The organism is Zhihengliuella halotolerans (genome assembly GCF_004217565.1).
Lineage (GTDB): Bacteria > Actinomycetota > Actinomycetes > Actinomycetales > Micrococcaceae > Zhihengliuella > Zhihengliuella halotolerans.
In genome coordinates this window covers 2,806,857-2,823,824 of sequence record NZ_SHLA01000001.1, presented here as the reverse complement: position 1 = coordinate 2,823,824, position 16,968 = coordinate 2,806,857, and the positions used below count along the sequence as shown (strand labels likewise).

Here is a 16,968-nt window from a genome sequence, read left to right as displayed (position 1 = left end):
CCGGCCGGCTAACGAGCCGGCGGCATGATGATCTGGAAGGCGTTGCCGTGGGGGTCCGCGACCGTGGCCAGCCGGCCGAACGGGGAGTCGTCCGCGCCGTCGAGCACCGTTCCGCCCAACGTCGTGACCTGTTCCATGGCGGCGTCGACGTCGGCCACCTGGAAGTAGATCCGCCAGTACGGCTCGGTGCCCGAGGGGAGGATCTCGGAGGCGTCGCACAAACCGGCGGTCGCGGCGTCCTGCGGCCAATTCGTCGCGTAGGCGAGCCCGCCTTCCATCATCTGGTTCTCCCAGCCGAAGACGGAGGCGTAGAAGTCGCGGTCGGCCTCGAAGGACGTGGACATTTCCTCGAACCAGACGGGCGTGCCGTCCGTGAGCGGCTGCTCGAAGCCGTCGAACGATTCCGCCTGCCAGATGCCCAGCGACGCCCCGGAGGGCGTGGCCACGATGGCGACCCTGCCGAGCTCGCCGATCTGCATCGGGTCGAACAGGATCCGGCCGCCGGACGCGGTGGTCCGGTTCACGGCCTTGGCCAGATCGTCGGTGCTCAGGTGCACGGTCCAGTCGGTGGGCGCGTCTTCGTTGTCGGGTATCCCGGGGGAAGCACCGCCGATGATCCGGCCGTCCGCCGAGCGGATCATGCGGTAGTTGCCCAGCTCGGGGCCCTGGTCCTCGAAGGTCCAGCCGAAGAGCGTCCCGTAGAAGGTTTCGCAGGGCTCGGGATCGGGGAAGTAGATGTCGATCCAGACGGGGTTTCCGGTGCTGGCCATGGTGTGGTCCTTTCGGGGCGGTCCGGGTGCTGGTCTTCTCATCTTCGCGCGGATCAGTCCGCGGGGCCAGAGGGGCGGACCTGACGTCTCGCGGCCAGTGGCAGCGTGAGCAGGGAGAAGACCGCGCACGCGACCAACGCGCCCGAGAACGACCAGCCCGCCGCGAGCGCGCCGACCAGCACCGAGCCGAGGCCCGTGCCGGTGTCGAACCCGATGTTCCAGGCGGCGCTCGCGATCCCGTAGTCGCGCCGGCGCACGGCCGTGAACGCCTCGACGAGCGTCAGGTTCTGCAGTCCGCCGTAGCTGATCCCCACGAGCGTCATCGAGACGAGCAAGAGCACGACGACGGTGCTCTCCTCGGCGGCCACGGCCCACGCGCCGAGGCCGAGTCCCACGATCGTCATCACCACGAGCGGGGCGATGAAGGCGTGCGCGCCGTACCGGTCAGCCAGGTGGCCGAAACGCCAGCGGGAGATCGCGGCCGCGCCGGTGAGCAGGAGCAGGCCCGCCGTCGTCGCGCCCGGGGACGAACTCATCTGTGGGGCGAACGTCACGAACGCGCCCCCGGCGAGCGTGACGGCGAGCAGGATCGCCATGGGGCGGGTCAGCGGCAGCAGGCGTCGACGGGTCAGCGGGACGTCCGCGAGGTGGGCGGGAGGTTCGGGCAGCGAATGAAGGTGGCGGGCCAAGCGGATCGCCGGCGGCACGCTCAGCAGCGGCAGCGCCCCGAGGATGAAGACGGGCATGAAGCTGAAGTTGTGGGCGATCCACGGCGCGAGCGGCAGCAGCGCCAGCTGCGGCACGGCGATCGCCAGGCCGTACGCGCCGATCGCTTTGCCGCGGCGACCCGGCTCGATGAGCTCGGCGACGGCCGTGCTGCCGGAGACCGTCAGGATGCCGAAGCCGAGCCCGCGTACGGCGGACAGCGCGAGCACCGGCAGCAGGTCGGCGGAGAGCGCGAAGAGCAGCGGCGGCAGGCCGAGCAGGATCATGCCCGCCGAGAGCACGGGCGCCCAGCCGAAGCGGCGCAGGGCCCATGGGACGAACGGCTGCGCCGCCACCGTGAACAGCATCAGGACGCCGTTGACGAGGCCCGAACCCCCGGAGCCCGCGCCGCCCTCGAGGGCCCAGAGCGGGGCGGTCGGCATCAGGACGGAGAACCCGGAGAAGCCGAACGCGGTCATCAGCAGCAGGGCGCCCATGCCGGGCATGCGCCAGACGGGCGGCGGTGACACGTCGTTGCTCATGCCCCGATTGTGTCAGTTCAGGCGGGCGCGCCGCGCGCCCCGTTCGGGGCGGTAGGGCGGCCGCCGGGCCGCCGATGGGGCGTGCTCGGGCCGCAGCCCCACGCCCGCCGCGTACGCGGGGAGCACCGTCAGTGCGGGGAAGTGCTCGACCAACCACGCCAGCGCCGGCGGCGCCGCGAGCTCCGCTCCCTCGCGCATGACGCGCGAGAGCCCACGGTGCAGGAACCGCTGCATCGTCTGGGTCGCGACCGTCGGCGGGGTGCGACGACGCTGCACGGCCGCGACATCGCGGTCGCCGATCGTTCCCGCGAGCAGCGGCGCGGCGAGCAACCGGGCCGCGGCGACGCCGTCCTGGATCGCGAGGTTGATTCCGACGCCGGCGATCGGGGACATCGCATGGGCGGCGTCGCCGATGCACAGCAGCCCCTTCGCATGCCAGCGCGCCAGCCGGGTGACGCGCACGTCCAGCAGCTTGACGTCGTCGAACTCCAGAGCGGCCACCGCCTTCGGCAGCTCCGGGTAGGCCGCGGCGACATCCCGTCGCAGTGCGCCGATGCCCGCCGCGCGCAGGTGCGGGTCCGCCCCCTTCGGGATGATGCGGGCGACCTGCAGATAGCCGGGCCGAGGTATGCCCACGTAGAGCTGGCCGGCGATGCTGCGCGGCAGCAGCGACCCGGAGATGAGCCGGTCCTCGCCCTCCGCGGTGGGGAGCCGGAACCACCAGACGTCCGCGTCCACCGGAAAATCGCGCACCGGCAGGGAGGCCTCCCGGGCGGCGGTGGACCACCGGCCGTCGGCCGCGAGGGTGAGATGGGCACGGATCTCGCCGGCGCCGGCGTCGTCCGCGATCCTTGCGCCCACCACCTGCCCGTCCTCGAACAGCAGGGACGTGGCCTCGGTGCGCAGGCGCAGCGTGAAGCCCGGTTCGCGCTCGCCGGCCGCGGCGATCAGGTTCAGGAAATCCCATTGCGGGATCATCGCGATGTACGGGTGCTTCAGGGGCAGCCGGCGCAAATCGCCGAGGCGGACCGTGCCACCGCCGGCACGGGGGACGTTGACCTCCTGGATGCGGCTGTGCGGCAGAGCGTCGAACGCCTCGAAGAGCCCGAGGTCGTCGAGCAACTCGAGCGTGGTGGGGTGGACGGTGTCGCCGCGGAAGTCGCGCAGGAAGTCGCCGTGCTTCTCGATCACCGTCACCGTCACGCCGGAGCGCGCGAGCAGCAGGCCGGCGATCATGCCCGCGGGGCCGCCGCCGATGATCAGGCAGGTCGTGGAGATCCGGGTGGTCATGGGCTACCTCCACCGCTGACGCTAGCGCCCGGCCCGCACCGGGGCAAGGGGTGCTGCGGCCTCTCTCGCGCCCGAACCGAGGCGGGGCGTTGCCCGAATGTGACACCACTTTGTGACGCGGTGCACGTGAGCTGGGTACCCTTGGGCGGAACTCTCCACTCGACAGCGAGGTCGCCCGGAGGACCCGCAACCCCCAGAGGAGGCCCGACATGCCTAAGTTTCTCGTCGTCGGCGAAGCACTGATCGACGTCGTCCACACGCCCGACGGTGTCGTCAACGAACACCCCGGCGGCAGCCCCGCGAACGTCGCGCTGGGCCTCGGACGGCTGGGGCAGGACGTGACCCTGGCGACCTGGATCTCCGACGACGACCGCGGCCAGCTCATTTCCGAGCACCTCGCGGATTCGCACGTGGTCGTCACCGACGCCTCGCGCGGCGCGGACGCCACGAGCACCGCAGTGGCCCGCCTCGACGACGACGGCGCGGCCGCCTACGAGTTCGATGTCAACTACCGCCTGCCCGACCTCGGGCCGGTCGACGGCTACGCCTACGTCCACACTGGATCCATCGCCGCCGTGGACGACGACGCCTTCGAGGCGACCGTTGCTGCGCTTGCGACCGCCAAGGCGAGCGGCGCCGTCGTCTCCTACGACCCGAATCTGCGACCCTCGCTCATGGGCGACGTGGCCACGGTGCGCCCGCGGGTCGAGCGGCTCGTTGAGCTCGCGGACATCGCGAAGGTCAGCGACGAGGATCTGGCCTGGCTGCGGCCCGGCGAGGATATCGCCACCGTTGCGGCCGAGTGGGCCAAGACCTGTCAGTTCGTCGTGGTGACCCGCGGCGGCGAGGGCGTGATCGCGCTGCACCACGACGGGACCGAGATCGACGTGCCCGCCCCGGCGACCGACGTCGTCGACACCGTCGGCGCCGGCGACTCCTACATGTCCGGCCTGCTGGACGGGATCGCGCGCATGACGGGCCGCGAGACAGCCCGTGATCGCCTGGCCGGTCTCGGCCCAGCGACGCTGCGCGGCATCCTCGAGCGGGCCGCGCACATCGCCGCGATCACGGTTTCCCGCGCCGGCGCGAATCCCCCGTGGGAGACCGAGGTCTAGGCCAGGGCTGCTAAACGGGTTCTGGGTCGGCCGAGTCCAGACTGTCGGACATGGCCCGGGCCGTCTCGTCGAGGAAACGGATGACCGTCTCCCGTTCGTCGGCGGACAACCGCGCCGCGGGACCGAAGCGCGCCGCGTGGTGCCGACCGACCGAAGCGCGGGCGGCCCGCCGGGTCTCGTCGCGCACCTGCAGGCGCACGGCTCGCCGGTCCGTGGGGTGGCTCGAGCGCGTGAGGTGGCCGCCGGCCTCCAAGCGGTCGAGCAGCTTCGTCGTCGATGCCGTGCTGATCTCCAGGAAGCGGGCCAGCATGCCGGGGGTGCAGACCGTGCCGGTGTTGGCGCAGGTGACCAGGAAATGCAGGGCGCGCATGTCCGTCTCCTTGAGCTGCATGTACTTTTGCGAGGCGGCGGAGATCCTGCGTTCGACCGCGCGGAGCCCGCCCATGGCCTTCATTAGCCGGTCGATCTGCTGCAGATCCTCGGGAGCCAGATCGCCGCGATCGACCAGCAGGTGCTGAGGGTCGCTGCCGTCGAGGCTGAACATCGCGTCGGACGGATCGGTGGGCATGGTGTGGTGCTCCTGTCGGTTCTGCTGTCCACCGATGGTAGTCCCGCTCAGAATCCGCTGCGAACGTGGGTCCACAGCAGCAGGAGCGTGAAGAGGAAACCGGTGGCGTAGTTCAGCCAGAGGAAGGCCCGCCAGCCGGATCGCGTCTCCTGCGACGTCTGGTCGGTGACGGGGACGAAACGCAGGGTGTTGGCCGCGTAGGGCAGGCACAGCAGTCCCGCCAGCGGTCCCGGGGCGGGAACGGTCAGGCACAGCAAGCCGGCGGCGAGGTAGAGACCGGTTGCCACCAGGACCGTCGGTCGCGCTCCGATGACCGTCGCCACGGAACCGAGGCCGGCGGAGCGGTCGGGGAGGATGTCCTGCACGGCGCCGAAGGCGTGGCTGGCCATCCCCCAGCAGAAGAATGCGGCGAACGCAGCGAGCGAGCCCGGCTCCAGGCGTCCGTCGGCGAGCAGCCATCCGTAGACCGCGGGGGAGACGAAGTGCGTCGCAGACGTCATCGAGTCGAGGACGGGTCGCTCTTTGAAGCGCAGCCGGGGTGCGCTGTACGCGACGACGGCGCTCAGCGAGACGATCAAGGCGACGGCGGCCGCGAGCCCGCCGGACGCGAACAGCACAGCCGCGAGCGGGACGGTGGTGACTCCGGAGGCCCACAGGATCCGCCGGTGCCGCGTACGCGGGACCACGGCGCCCTCGACCCCGCCCTTGCGCGGGTTGAGCAGGTCGGATTCGTAATCGAAGACGTCGTTGATGCCGTACATCGCCAGGTTGTACGGGACCAGGAAGAACACGGTGCCCAGAATCAGCAGCCAGTCGATCCCGCCCCCGGCCAACAGGTACGCGGCGGCGAACGGGTAGGCCGTGTTGACCCAGGACAGCGGGCGCGAAGTCGCGATGAGCTCCTTCACTTCTGCTCCCGCTTCCCGGCGAAGAGGACCCAGAGCGCGGGCAGCAGGATCGCCGCGGCCACCGGGTAGGCGAAGTCCTCCAGCGGCGCAAGCCCGATATGGTGCCCGCTCAGGGTCTCGGGCGTGTAGCCGAAGAGCCCCGCCGCCAGCATGAGATTGTCGAAGACGGCCGTCAGGATCACCAGTACGACGACGGCGGCCGCCGCGGACGCCAGCACCGCCCTGCGGCGCCCGGCACGGCAGCGGAAGACCGCGAGGATGCCGAGCAGACCGGCCAGCGTGAGGAACACGGCATTGAGTTCGGTGTAGTTCACGACTCCGCCCTCCTGCGGGCGATGAGCCGTTCAGCCCCGGTGAACAGAATCATGCTCTGATAGCACAGGAAGAACAGAAAGAAGAGCTCCTCGAGCGGCAGCTGGTCGCCCAGCATGATCCCCGTCATGAGCGGCGACGCGCGGTGGAGGAAGATCCCGTGCTGGATCGCCTGGATGTCCCAGATGAGGAAGAACGCGGTGCCGATGACCAGGGTCAGCGCCCCGGCCACCGGTCGGCTCCAGAGCAGGAGCCGGAACCGGAAGTCCAGCAGCACCATGCAGCCGATCAGCCCCACCAGGATGAGCAGGTACGTCACGCGTGCGCCTCCCGCTTCTCGTCGAGGGGGACAGGGTCTCCTGAGACGTCGCCGCGCACGGCCTTGAGGACGATCTCGGCGCTGATCATGCACATCGGCACGCCGATCCCCGGCCGGACGGAGGCGCCGGCGAAGAACAAGCCGAGCACGCGGCTGCTCCGGTTGCCGGGGCGGAAGAACGCGCTCTGGGCGAGCGTGTGGGCCGGGCCCAGGGCGCTGCCGCGGAACGCGTTGAGGTCGCGGGCGAAATCTCCCGGCCCCCACGTTCTGCGGACGACGACGCGGTCGGCGAGGTCGGGCACCCCGCTCCAGCGGCTGAGCTGGGCCAGGGCGCGATCCGCGACCGCTTCGATCGCGGGATCGCCACCCCGGTCGCCGGCCCCGGGCCCGTGCTCTGAACGGGCTGGCGACGGGACCAGCACGAACAGGTTCTCGTGCCCGTCCCGAGCTGCACCGGGATCGGTGGCGCTCGTTTTGCTCGCGTAGATCGACGTCTCCGCCTGGAGCGGGCGCCCGCCGGAGATGCGCGAGAAGTTGTCCCGCCAGTCGGGAGTGAAGAGCAGGTTGTGGTGCGCCAGTTCGGGCAGCTCCCCCTCGATCCCGGCGCAGAGCAGGACGGCGCCGGGTCCGGGGTCGGTGCGTCCCAGCCGCTTTCCGGACCAGTCACGGAGGCCGGGTTCGAGCAACTGCTGCTGGACATGGTGCAGATCGGCTGCGGCCACGACGATCTCGGCGCCGACGCGCCGGGAGGTGCCCGCGCGGTCCCGGTAGGCCACCGCGTCGACGCGTGCACGGCTCGGACCACGTTGGCGCATGCGCCGCGTCTCGATCGCCGTCACCGTCGCTCCGGTGCGGATCTCCGCGCCGGCGGCACGTACGACGCGCTCCATGGCATCCACGAGGGCTGCGAATCCGCCGCGCGGGTAGAGCACGCCGTCGTCCAGGTCCAGGTGGCTCATGAGGTGGTAGAGACCCGGCGCGCGGTAGGGGGTGGTGCCGAGGAAGACCGCCGGATACCCGAGGAGCTGGTGGATTCGGGGGTCCCGGAACGCGCTCGCCGCGCCGTCGTGCAGCGAGGTGCCCAGCAGCCGGGCCAGTTTCGGGAGGTTCTGCAGTACCTCGGGGCGCAGTAGGCCACGCGGGGACGCGAATCCGTCGTACAGGAAGCGCCGCGTCGCGAGGTCGTAGGTCTCGGCCGCGGAATCGAGGTACCGGGCGGCGCGCGCGGTCGATCCCGGCTCCAGTTCCTCGAAGAGCCGCAGCGCGTGTTCGCGGCCGGAGCGCACGTCGACGGCGGCGCTTCCGGGGCCGAACCACACGCGGTAGGCAGGGTCCAGGCGGGTCAGCTCCAACTCGCGCGCGGCGCTCGTGCCCATGAGGCGGAACCAGCGGTCGATGACCTCGGGCATGAGATACCAGGAGGGCCCGGTGTCGAAGCGGAATCCCTCCGCAGACCACCGGCCCGAGCGCCCGCCCAGGTCGTCGTGCTGTTCGAGCAGTGTCACGCGGTGACCGTCGCGTGCGAGGAGCCCCGCCGTCGCCAGGCCGGAGAATCCACCGCCCACGACGACGGCGCGGCCGCTCACGCGCGGCTCCGATCGCGCGCCGCTGCGGCGAAGACACGGACCGCGATCAGGAGCTTCTGCGCCGTGCCGACACGGAGGCGCTGACGCGCGATCGTCGCGGCCGGGGCTGCCTCGAGCCGGTCCACGAGTGCGGAGAACAGGGCGTGGGCGAGTCCGACGGCGCGCCTGGCTCCCGGATCGAGCAGGGGGAGCGTCTCCGACGCTGCGGAGAGGTCCGCGCGGATGTCTTCGAGCGCGGCGTCTTTGACCTCGTCCGTGAAATCCCCGGCGGCGGTGCCCGGGAGGTACACGCGGCCGAGGTCCTGCTGGTCGGCTGAAAGGTCGCGGAGGAAGTTGACCTTCTGGAAGGCGGCGCCGAGCCGGCGTGCGCCCGCTTCCAGTTCGGCCGTGCGCTGCCTGGCCGTGCCGGGCAGGCTGAGGAAGACGCGCAGGCACATGAGCCCGACCACCTCGGCCGAACCGTGGATGTACTCGTCGAGTTCGCTGGCGGCACCGGGCTGGCCCGTGATGTCTGCCCGCATGGAGGCGAAGAACGGGCGCGTGAGGTCCGGCCCGATCGCATGGCGGCGTGCTGTCCGGGCGAACGCGTGGACGACGAGATTCGTGCTGTAGCCGGTGGTCAGCGCGTTTTCGGTCTCCTGTTCCAGGCGGTCGAGTTCGGCCCGCACGCCTGCAGGGCCCAGCCCGGCTCCCGCGCCCGCGCCGTCGACGGTCTCATCGGCGACGCGGACCAGCGCGTAGATCGAGGCGATGGCCCGGCGGGTATCGGCCGGCAGGGTCCTGCAGGCCCAACCGAACGAGGTGGAGTAGACGCCGATGATTTCGCCGGCGCTGCGCTGGGCCGCGCGGGAGTAGGTGTCGAGCGGATTCACGTCAGGCCTCCCGGTCCAGCACTCTGCGGCCGATCTCGACCAGCGTGGACGCCATCGGTCCGGCAGGCAGCTGGGAGTCGGCGAGCGAGACGCCCTCGTCGACCAGGTCTGCTGCGAGACCGTAAGCGTGCCGATCGGCGCCGGTGTGCCGGAGGGCGGCCCGTGCCGTGGCCGCGGGAAGCAAACCCGCGCGGACCTTCTCGAGGATCGCTGCCAGGCCGGGATCCCGGGCGATGCCGAAGGCGGTGACAACGGTGACCTTCCCCTCGAGCAGATCGGAGTCGGAGGGCTTACCCGTCCGAGCGGTGTCGCCGAAGGTTCCGAGCAGGTCGTCGACGATCTGGTAGGCCAGGCCGAAGCGCCGGCCAATGGCGCCCAGTCCCGCGGCCTCGTCGGGGGAGGCGCCCGCGAGGAGCGCACCTGCGCGCAGCGGAGCGTCGAACGAGTACGCCGCCGTCTTCAGCGATTCCATGTCGAGCACCTGCTGCGGGGTGAGCGGGGAATCCGCTGGCCGGCACGCGAGGAGGACGTCCTCGAGCTCGCCGGCGGCCGAGGCGACGACGGCTTCTTCGAAGCAGTCGTCGACGAGGTCGGGTTGTGTGGAGCGTGCCGCGGCTCGTGCCGCGAGCCTGACCGATCCCGTCAGCAGCACGTCGCCCGCGACGATGGCGACGGCGTCTCCGGCGTGGGCCGCCGTCGCTTCGGCCGTCCCCTGCCGCACGAGCCGGTCCCGGTAGGTCGCCCGGATGTTCGGCTGGCCGCGCCGGAGGTCGTCCTGGTCGATGACGTCGTCGTGGATCAGCAGCGCGCTGTGGAGCATCTCGAAGGCCGCGCCCAGCAGGACCGGGGCGTCCGCGTCCGAGCCGCCGAAGCCGCGGTAGGCCGCCTCGACGAGGATCGGGCGGAGGCGTTTTCCACCGTCGCAGGCGGTCGCGAGGTGGCGGGCGAGTTCCGTCGTCGACTCCGGCGTCGGCGTGCAGCGGTGGGTGACACGCTCGACATAGGCCGTGATCTCGCGATCTACTCGCGAGAGATAGTCGGGATCCGATGCGGAGAGATCGAACGGTCCGGCCGCAGTGGCTCGGAGGCGTCGCCTCGTGGCGGGGCTCATCGGCCGGTTCCGGTGAGGCGGGGCGAACTTCGCATTTGGCTTCCCAAGGTTGATTGCTAACTAAGCTAGAGACATACTTGCCCATGTGAACGGCGTTGTCCAGACGCCGCGGAATCATCAACAGGCGGAGGATGCACGATGGCTCTTCATCAGCAGTCCCAGAGCAGGTCACCCGAATTCGCGGCCGCGATCGTCACGCTGCTCGCAGCGATCGTCACCACGGTGGTGGCGGCCTTCGGCGCCGGGGCCGGGGGCGGAACGTCCGTGTCCGACGCGGCGAGCGGGTGGTACGCGGCCGACGCGACGCCGCTCGCACCCGCCACCACTGCGTTCTCCATCTGGAGCGTCATCTACGTCGGCCTGTTCGGCTACGCGATCCTCCAGCTCTTGTCGTCCCGACGCGGCGAGCCCCGCCAGCGCGCCGTGCGTCCGTGGGCTATCGCTTCCATGGTGCTCAACGCGCTCTGGCTCTGGGTGGCGCAGGCGGGGTGGATCGGCGCGAGCCTGATCGTGATCGTCACCCTGCTGGCGGTCCTCTGCGTGCTGTTCCGCAAACTGCGCGGATCCGGGCCGCGGGACACGTGGGAGACCGTGCTCGTGGACGGTACGTTCGGCCTGTATCTGGGCTGGGTGGCCGTGGCCGTGGTCGCGAACACCGCCTCGTGGCTCGGTTCGCTCGGCGCCGGCGACTGGGGCTGGCCGGTTGCGGTGGCCGCGAGCGTGATCCTGCTCGTCGTCGCCGCCGTCGGGGTCGCCCTGGCCGTCGTCGGCGGCGGCCGCCTGGCTCCGGGGGCCGCGATGGCCTGGGGGCTGAGCTGGATCGCCGTCGGCCGGCTCGACGGTGCGGACGCCAATACAGCCGTCGCGGTGGCTGCGGGAGTCGCGGCAGCGGTCATCGTGATCGGGACCGCCGTGGCGCGGATGCGCCACCGGCGGGTCGCGGCATGAGGGTCGCGGTTGCCGGGGCCTCGGGGTACATCGGCGGCCGGCTGGTCCCGCGGTTGCTCGATGCCGGGCACGAACTGTCCGTCCTAACGCGCGACGCCGGCCGACTGCGCGGCTACCCGTGGGCGGAACAGGTCAGGATCGTCGAGGGCGGACTCGAGGACCCCGTCGCGGCCGCCGAGCTGTGCGCCGGGGCGGACACGCTCTACTACCTCGTGCACTCCATGGGCGGCCCGGGCGACTTCGAGCGGACGGAGCGGGAGTGCGCGCTAACGACCGCTGTCGCCGCGCGGGACGCCGGAGTGTCCCGCCTCGTCTACCTCTCCGGCCTGCACCCGGAGGGCCCGCTGAGCCGGCACCTGGCTTCCCGGCAGGAGGTCGGTCGAATTCTTCGCAGTTCGGGGGTGCCGCTGTTCGAGCTGCAGGCCGGGCTGGTGATCGGGTCAGGTTCGGCGAGTTTCGAGATGATTCGGCACCTCACCGACGTCCTGCCCGTTATGCCGGCCCCGCGCTGGGTGCGCAATCGGATCCAACCGATCGCGGTCCGCGACGCCCTGCACTACCTGCTGGCCGTGGGCGAAGCGGACCCGGCTCAAGCGGGGACGTATGACATCGGCGGCCCGGACGTGCTGACCTATCGCGAGATGATGCGGATCTATGCCGACGCTGCGGGGCTGCGGCGCCCACGTATCATCGCGTTGCCGGTGCTGACCCCGTGGCTCGCGGCTCAGTGGGTCAATCTGGTCACTCCCATCCCGCGGACGCTGGCGATTCCGCTGGTGGAATCGCTGCAGCACGACTGCGTGATGGGGGAGCGGCACATCGATGACCTCGTCACGGCTCCCGAGGGTGGCCTCACCGGGTACCGCCGCTCCGTGGACCTGGCGCTCGATCGCCTCGACCTCGACTCCGTGGAGACCTCGTGGGCGACCGCCCACGCCGTCGATCAGCCGGCTGAACCCCTGCCCTCGGACCCGGACTGGGCGGGCCGCACGGTGTTTGTGGACCGGAAGGAAATGCGTTCGTCCGCGTCGCCGGAGGCCTTGTGGCGCGTGGTCGTGGCGATCGGCGGCGAGGCCGGCTGGTACTCGCTCCCGCACGCGTGGCGCCTGCGCGGCCTGCTGGACAAGATCGTCGGCGGCGCTGGCCTGACCCGCGGCCGCCGCAGTCGGAGCAAGTTGCGCGCGGGCGACGTCGTCGACTTTTGGCGCGTCGAGGAGATCGAGGAAGGTCGACTGCTCCGGCTCCGCGCAGACATGCGTGTCCCGGGGCAGGCGTGGCTCGAGTTCGCGGTGGAACCGGACGGAACGGGCAGCCGCTGCATCCAACGGGCGGTGTTCTTTCCGCGCGGGCTGTCCGGGCGACTGTACTGGTGGGCCATGGTGCCGTTCCATGGGACGATTTTCCCCGGGATGAGTCGGCGCATGGCGGAGCGTGCCGAGCGGGAAGGAGACGCGTGACGGAACTGGTGGTCTTGCTGGGCGAAGACGGCGCGCCCACGGGGACGTTCCCCAAAGCGGACGTCCACACCGAGGACACGCCCCTGCACTTCGCGTTCTCCTGCCACGTCTACGATGCGGCCGGCCGGGTGCTGCTGACCCGCCGCGCGCTGAGCAAGGTGGCTTGGCCGGGCGTCTGGACCAACGCGTTCTGCGGCCACCCGGGGCCCGGCGAGGCGCCCGAGGCAGCGCTCGAGCGGCGCGCGCAGCATGAACTCGGCCTCGAGGTGTCCGGAATCGAACCCGTGCTGCCCGACTTCCGGTACTGGGCGCGTGATTCCGGGGGGATCGTCGAGAACGAGGTCTGCCCGGTCTTTCGGGCCACGGCCGCCGCGGATCCGGTCCCGCACCAGGACGAGGTGGCCGAGTGGGCGTGGGTCGAGCCCGGCGAGGCCCGCCGCGCCGTGCTGGCGGCCCCGTTCGCGTTCAGCCCGTGGCTGGTCCTCCAGGTGGAGCAGGGCGTCTGGGGCTGATCCGACGGTCGACGTATCGGCAGGATCCTGCCGAATCGACCGGCATGAGGGCGGTCGGGTGTGCATCACGGACGATTCGCGACGTCGAACGCGGCTCGGGCGGGCGTTCTCAAAGTGGAGCCATCCGAATTGCCCCGCCTCGTGCAACGCCACCCGTGTTAGGTTCGCACGCATGGACCACTCGAACGAACAGTCGCAGGCTTCTCTCGCACCCGACGGGGCCACGGGGGCTGAGAAGTCGACTTCGCGCAGGGTCGGCGTCGTCGCGTTCGTCATCGGCGTGATCAGCGTGTTGGCGGGATGGATCGGCGAGATGGCGTCCTTCGCCCTGTTGATTAGCGGAGGCGACGGCATGGAGCGGGCGCAGCTTTCGTTCGTCGTAGCCGCTCTGGTGGTCGTACTCGGTCTGGCGGCGCTGATCCTGGGCATCATCGGTGCGCGGCGACCGGTTGGCAAAGCTCTCTCCGGCGCCGCCATAGCGATGGGCGCTATCGGCGTCCTCGGCTGGTTCTTCTCCGCAGCTGGCATGAGCATCGTCTCCTGGACGTTCGGCTGAGCCACACGAGCCGCAGGTGTCGTTAAAACCCGCGAAACAGCGGCGCGCTAACATCGTTGGATGGGAATCGAACCGGTAACTCTGCTGCCCGGCCCGCTCGTCGGCGTCGAATGGCTCGCGTGCAACGTCAACCACGTGGTGGTGCTCGACGCGTCCATCGCGCCGCACCTCGCCGCCAACCGGCACATTCCGTGCGCCCGCCGGTTCGACATCGACAGCGAGTTCTCGGACCCGGACTCCGACCTGCCCCACACGATGCCCACTTCGGCATATCTGCAGGAGCGACTGCGTGCAATCGGCGTGAACGAGTCCAGCACGGTCGTCGTGTACGACGCCGCGGGCATCTACTCGGCCCCGCGCGCCTGGTGGATGCTCAAGGCGGCCGGGATCGGCCGGGTCGCCGTACTCGACGGCGGCCTGCCCGCCTGGGAGGCGGCCGGACAGGCCGTCGACGCCGGTGAGGCCCGGTACGACGGCGCGGCCGGCGACGTCGTCGTCTCGATCGACGCCGCCGCATTCGTCGACGCGGCGACCGTGGCCGAGGTGCTGGCAGGCGGCGGGGACGCCGTCGTGCTGGACGCGCGCAGCCGCGAGCGCTTCGCCGGGGATGCGCCCGAGCCGCGGGAGGGCCTGCGCGCCGGGCACATGGCCGGGTCCGCGAACCTGCCGTTCGCGGAGCTCGTGCGCGACGGGCGACTGGCGTCGGTGCCGGAGCTTCGACAGGCGTTCGAGGAGGCCGCGCCAGGGGTCGTTCGCGGCGAGCGGCGTCTGATCACGAGCTGCGGCTCCGGAGTGACGGCGTGCGTGCTGGCGCTCGCGGCGGAGCAGGCGGGCGAGCCGCAGGTCGCGGTGTACGACGGGTCCTGGGCCGATTGGGGCCGTGAGGATCCGGCGGGAACGCGCCCGATCCAGGCCGGTGCCTGAACAGCCGCCGGCGAGGAGACTGTCGTCGAAATGAGCGACGGATTCCGATGTCCATCGCCCATTTCGACAATGCAATGCAGCAGGAGGCGCAGATGAAGGCAGAGGAGCTGCTGGCGGGGCCGCGGGGACGCCGGTTCGTGGCGGAGGCGATCCTTCGCGCCGGCACTCCGGCCGAGCCTGAGGCGCCGGGTGGTCCAATGGCAGCGCCGGGGACGATGGGCTGGCAGCACGCACCGCTTGACCGGTTCGCCGGGCGCTGGGCGACCGCGGATCCCGCAGTCCTGCGCGGCTTGTCTGAGCGGGACCTGATGGCGAGCATCGTCGAGTCCGTGGACTCAGCGATGTACTGGCAGCCGCCGCACGCCGAGGACGTGACGCTCGCGGATCCGCAGGTTATCGAGGCGCTACGCCCGGCAGCCGGCATCCTGATCGATCACCCGGTCCTGACCACGCTGGACCGCCCGCTGCTGACCGGTCCGGGGCGGCTGGTGCATCCCGCGGCGCACATTGACTGGATCGACCACGATCTTCCCGGGCGTCGCACGCCGCCTGAGCTCTCCCGTGTCGACAGTCAGGGGCGCGACAAGTTGGAGCGGTGGCGTCGACGCGTGGACGAAAACGTGCGCCGCTCCCGCGTCAACTGGCCACAGGACGTGCGGGCCCTGTGCGGAGAGGAGTGGTGGGTTCCGCCCGTGTTGGTCGGACTTCTTGCGACCACACCGCTGCCCGGCGCAGACGTGCTCGCGCCCGGTGGGGCACTCGGGGCGCCTCTGCTGCTTAGCGGCATCGAGGACTCGTTCGGCCGCGAGGCGGGGACGGTCGCCCTTTTCGATCTCGCGCCCGGGGCGGAACCGCGAGTGTACGAGGTGGATTCGCCGGAGGCGTGGGTGCGGCTGGTCGGGGCATTCCCGCTCGACGTCACACCGGCCCGCCGCCACGAATACTTCCAGGTCACCGGACTCGACGTCGCGTGGTTCATGCCGGACTGGCAGCAGGTCGCCGAGCAGTACGACGCCGTGCACGTCACCGTGGGTGGCTACCTCGCCACGGCGACCCGAGCCCTCCGCCTGGACCCGGCGCTCGGGGCCGGCGCGCACACGATGCTCGCGGGCTGGGACCCGGACCAGACGTACTGGCTCGATGCGCGGCTGCGCGAGACGGGCCGGTTCGAGGTCGAGTTCATCGAGTACGGCGCGAGTGGCGATCAATTCGACAGGGGAACATGGCGGCGCGCGGCGGGCTGATGCTGTCGTGACGCGGGACGCGAATGGGGAATGGATTTGAACGACGAGCTTGACGAAGAAGTTGTCGCCGAGGCCTTCGGGAAGATCCACCCCGAGGTGCTTCTGGAGGCCGAGTTCGTGGCGCTCCGGAAGAGCAGGAGCGGTCGCAACGTGCTGGTCCACCGGGACCTGACGGGTTGTCTTCTGGCCCGCTTTTTCGATCCCCTCCTCGAGGATCCGGGTGTCCCGAAGGCGGGCTTCGCCGACAACCTGAACCGGGCCATCGTCGTCGACGTTCTGGAGCCGTGCCTCGTCTACCCGGATTTCCGCTCGGAGGACACCCTGCGGGTCCGGGAGGAGTTCCCGGATGCCGTCTGGGCGGAACCGCTCGCCGCATCAGACTGGGACGGCGAGGTCGGCGTGGGCGTCGACGTTGCGTCCCTGCGGGGGTAAACCCAATCCGAGCCGGCGACCGTCGTCGTGCGCCTACTTCCTCCAGAAGAGGTGGTGCACGATTCCACTGGGGCTCGGGACCACCTCCAGGTGGAAGCGGTCAGTGAGGTCGTCCGGGCTGTTCCACAGCCGCTCGCCGCGCTCGATCTCGACCGGCGCCATCGCCACGTGCATCGTGTCCACGAGGTCGGCCTCGAGGAACTCGAGCACGGTCGCGACCCCGCCGCCGATGCGGACGTCTTGGCCCTTTGCGACCTCAAAAGCTTCATCGAGTACTTCCTGCGGGCTCGCGTCGCGGAAATGGAAGGTGGTGTCGGAGAGGGAGAACGAGGGTCGCGGGTGGTGCGTGAGGACGAAGACCGGGGTCCGGAACGGCGGGTCCTCACCCCACCAGCCCTTCCAGTCCTCGTTCTCCCACGGACCGCGGTGCGGGCCGAACTTGTTGCGGCCCATGATCTCTGCGCCGATGTTGTTGGAGAAGTCGCGCGTGAAGTAATCGTCGAGGCCGTAAGTCCCGCCCGGATCCGTGCGGTTGGGCCAGTGCGCGGTGGCGCCGGCCCACGAGGCCAGCTCCGCCGGGTTGGCGTGCCCGAAGGGGCGCTCGAGGCTCTGGCCCTCGCCCGAGCCGAAACCGTCGGTGGAGAGCATGAAGTTCTGGACGCGCACCAACTGAGCCATTGACTGGCCCCTTTCGCTAGAGACTTGCCGTTGGTGCGGACTCTACCCAGCGGCCAGCGGTCCGTACAGAGTCTGTGGTGGCCGGACGCCGTCGTCGTGGTGGCGCTGAGGAGGGACGA

19 protein-coding genes are annotated in these 16,968 nt (G+C 70.7%); 8 read left to right on the top strand and 11 right to left on the bottom strand.

From position 1 onward, the window contains the following. Positions 1–8: 8 nt before the first annotated feature. The 3 genes from EV380_RS12935 to EV380_RS12925 are packed head-to-tail and all read right to left on the bottom strand — an operon-like array spanning position 9 to position 3,307. Entirely contained in the window at positions 9–770 is a 762-nt protein-coding gene (locus EV380_RS12935) for a VOC family protein (RefSeq protein WP_130451499.1), read from the bottom strand. Positions 771–823: 53 nt separating this feature from the next. Beyond that, the gene (locus EV380_RS12930) at positions 824–2,017 is read right to left on the bottom strand and encodes an MFS transporter (RefSeq protein ID WP_102159801.1); all 1,194 of its coding nucleotides are present in this window, start codon (positions 2,015–2,017) and stop codon (positions 824–826) included. A gap of 12 nt (positions 2,018–2,029) precedes the next feature. Beyond that, complete coding sequence (locus EV380_RS12925) at positions 2,030–3,307, bottom strand: FAD-dependent oxidoreductase (protein ID WP_130451498.1); 1,278 nt, start codon at positions 3,305–3,307, stop codon at positions 2,030–2,032. Between the two features lie 209 nt (positions 3,308–3,516). Here EV380_RS12925 and EV380_RS12920 point away from each other — a divergent pair, with 209 nt between their 5' ends. Next, complete coding sequence (locus tag EV380_RS12920) at positions 3,517–4,422, top strand: carbohydrate kinase family protein (RefSeq protein ID WP_102159797.1); 906 nt, start codon at positions 3,517–3,519, stop codon at positions 4,420–4,422. 10 nt (positions 4,423–4,432) lie between these two features. Here the strand turns inward: EV380_RS12920 and EV380_RS12915 are convergent, their stop codons facing one another. The 7 genes from EV380_RS12915 to EV380_RS12885 are packed head-to-tail and all read right to left on the bottom strand — an operon-like array spanning position 4,433 to position 10,098. Then, positions 4,433–4,990 (bottom strand): MarR family winged helix-turn-helix transcriptional regulator, encoded by a 558-nt coding sequence (locus tag EV380_RS12915; protein WP_130451497.1) that lies wholly within the window; start codon positions 4,988–4,990, stop codon positions 4,433–4,435. A 47-nt stretch (positions 4,991–5,037) separates the two neighbouring features. Beyond that, entirely contained in the window at positions 5,038–5,898 is an 861-nt protein-coding gene (locus EV380_RS12910) for a prenyltransferase (protein WP_130451496.1), read from the bottom strand. After that, the gene (locus EV380_RS12905) at positions 5,895–6,212 is read right to left on the bottom strand and encodes a lycopene cyclase domain-containing protein (protein WP_242607614.1); all 318 of its coding nucleotides are present in this window, start codon (positions 6,210–6,212) and stop codon (positions 5,895–5,897) included. Before EV380_RS12905 ends, EV380_RS12910 begins: the two co-directional genes overlap by 4 nt. Next, positions 6,209–6,529 carry a lycopene cyclase domain-containing protein gene (locus tag EV380_RS12900; RefSeq protein WP_130451495.1) on the bottom strand — a complete coding sequence of 107 codons (321 nt, stop codon included), beginning with the start codon at positions 6,527–6,529 and terminating at the stop codon, positions 6,209–6,211. The genes EV380_RS12905 and EV380_RS12900 overlap by 4 nt, the downstream gene beginning before the upstream one ends. After that, positions 6,526–8,115, bottom strand: coding sequence for a phytoene desaturase family protein (gene crtI / locus EV380_RS12895; RefSeq protein WP_130451494.1), 1,590 nt, complete (start codon positions 8,113–8,115; stop codon positions 6,526–6,528). The genes EV380_RS12900 and crtI overlap by 4 nt, the downstream gene beginning before the upstream one ends. Then, positions 8,112–8,987, bottom strand: coding sequence for a phytoene/squalene synthase family protein (locus EV380_RS12890; RefSeq protein WP_130451493.1), 876 nt, complete (start codon positions 8,985–8,987; stop codon positions 8,112–8,114). The genes crtI and EV380_RS12890 overlap by 4 nt, the downstream gene beginning before the upstream one ends. Before the next feature lies 1 nt (position 8,988). Beyond that, positions 8,989–10,098, bottom strand: a complete 1,110-nt coding sequence (locus EV380_RS12885) for a polyprenyl synthetase family protein (RefSeq protein ID WP_130451492.1) — start codon at positions 10,096–10,098, stop codon at positions 8,989–8,991. Positions 10,099–10,236: 138 nt separating this feature from the next. Between EV380_RS12885 and EV380_RS12880 the strand changes: the two genes are divergently transcribed. From EV380_RS12880 to EV380_RS12850, 7 genes are all read left to right on the top strand, one after another. Next, a complete protein-coding gene (locus EV380_RS12880) occupies positions 10,237–11,046 on the top strand; it encodes a tryptophan-rich sensory protein (RefSeq protein WP_130451491.1) in 810 nt (269 codons plus the stop codon). Next, entirely contained in the window at positions 11,043–12,503 is a 1,461-nt protein-coding gene (locus EV380_RS12875; protein WP_130451490.1) for an SDR family oxidoreductase, read from the top strand. Before EV380_RS12880 ends, EV380_RS12875 begins: the two co-directional genes overlap by 4 nt. Next, positions 12,500–13,015, top strand: coding sequence for an isopentenyl-diphosphate Delta-isomerase (idi, locus tag EV380_RS12870; protein ID WP_242607613.1), 516 nt, complete (start codon positions 12,500–12,502; stop codon positions 13,013–13,015). Before EV380_RS12875 ends, idi begins: the two co-directional genes overlap by 4 nt. A 172-nt stretch (positions 13,016–13,187) precedes the next feature. After that, complete coding sequence (locus EV380_RS12865; RefSeq protein WP_130451489.1) at positions 13,188–13,571, top strand: hypothetical protein; 384 nt, start codon at positions 13,188–13,190, stop codon at positions 13,569–13,571. A 60-nt stretch (positions 13,572–13,631) separates the two neighbouring features. Continuing rightward, a complete protein-coding gene (locus EV380_RS12860; protein WP_130451488.1) occupies positions 13,632–14,495 on the top strand; it encodes a sulfurtransferase in 864 nt (287 codons plus the stop codon). A 47-nt stretch (positions 14,496–14,542) separates the two neighbouring features. Beyond that, positions 14,543–15,739 (top strand): hypothetical protein, encoded by a 1,197-nt coding sequence (locus tag EV380_RS12855; RefSeq protein WP_130451487.1) that lies wholly within the window; start codon positions 14,543–14,545, stop codon positions 15,737–15,739. A 30-nt stretch (positions 15,740–15,769) separates the two neighbouring features. Beyond that, positions 15,770–16,171: a hypothetical protein gene (locus EV380_RS12850; RefSeq protein ID WP_165391959.1), complete on the top strand. Its 402-nt coding sequence runs from the start codon at positions 15,770–15,772 to the stop codon at positions 16,169–16,171. A gap of 33 nt (positions 16,172–16,204) precedes the next feature. Here EV380_RS12850 and EV380_RS12845 read toward each other — a convergent pair whose 3' ends face one another. Next, the gene (locus EV380_RS12845) at positions 16,205–16,849 is read right to left on the bottom strand and encodes a dihydrofolate reductase family protein (RefSeq protein WP_130451485.1); all 645 of its coding nucleotides are present in this window, start codon (positions 16,847–16,849) and stop codon (positions 16,205–16,207) included. Positions 16,850–16,968: the final 119 nt, after the last annotated feature.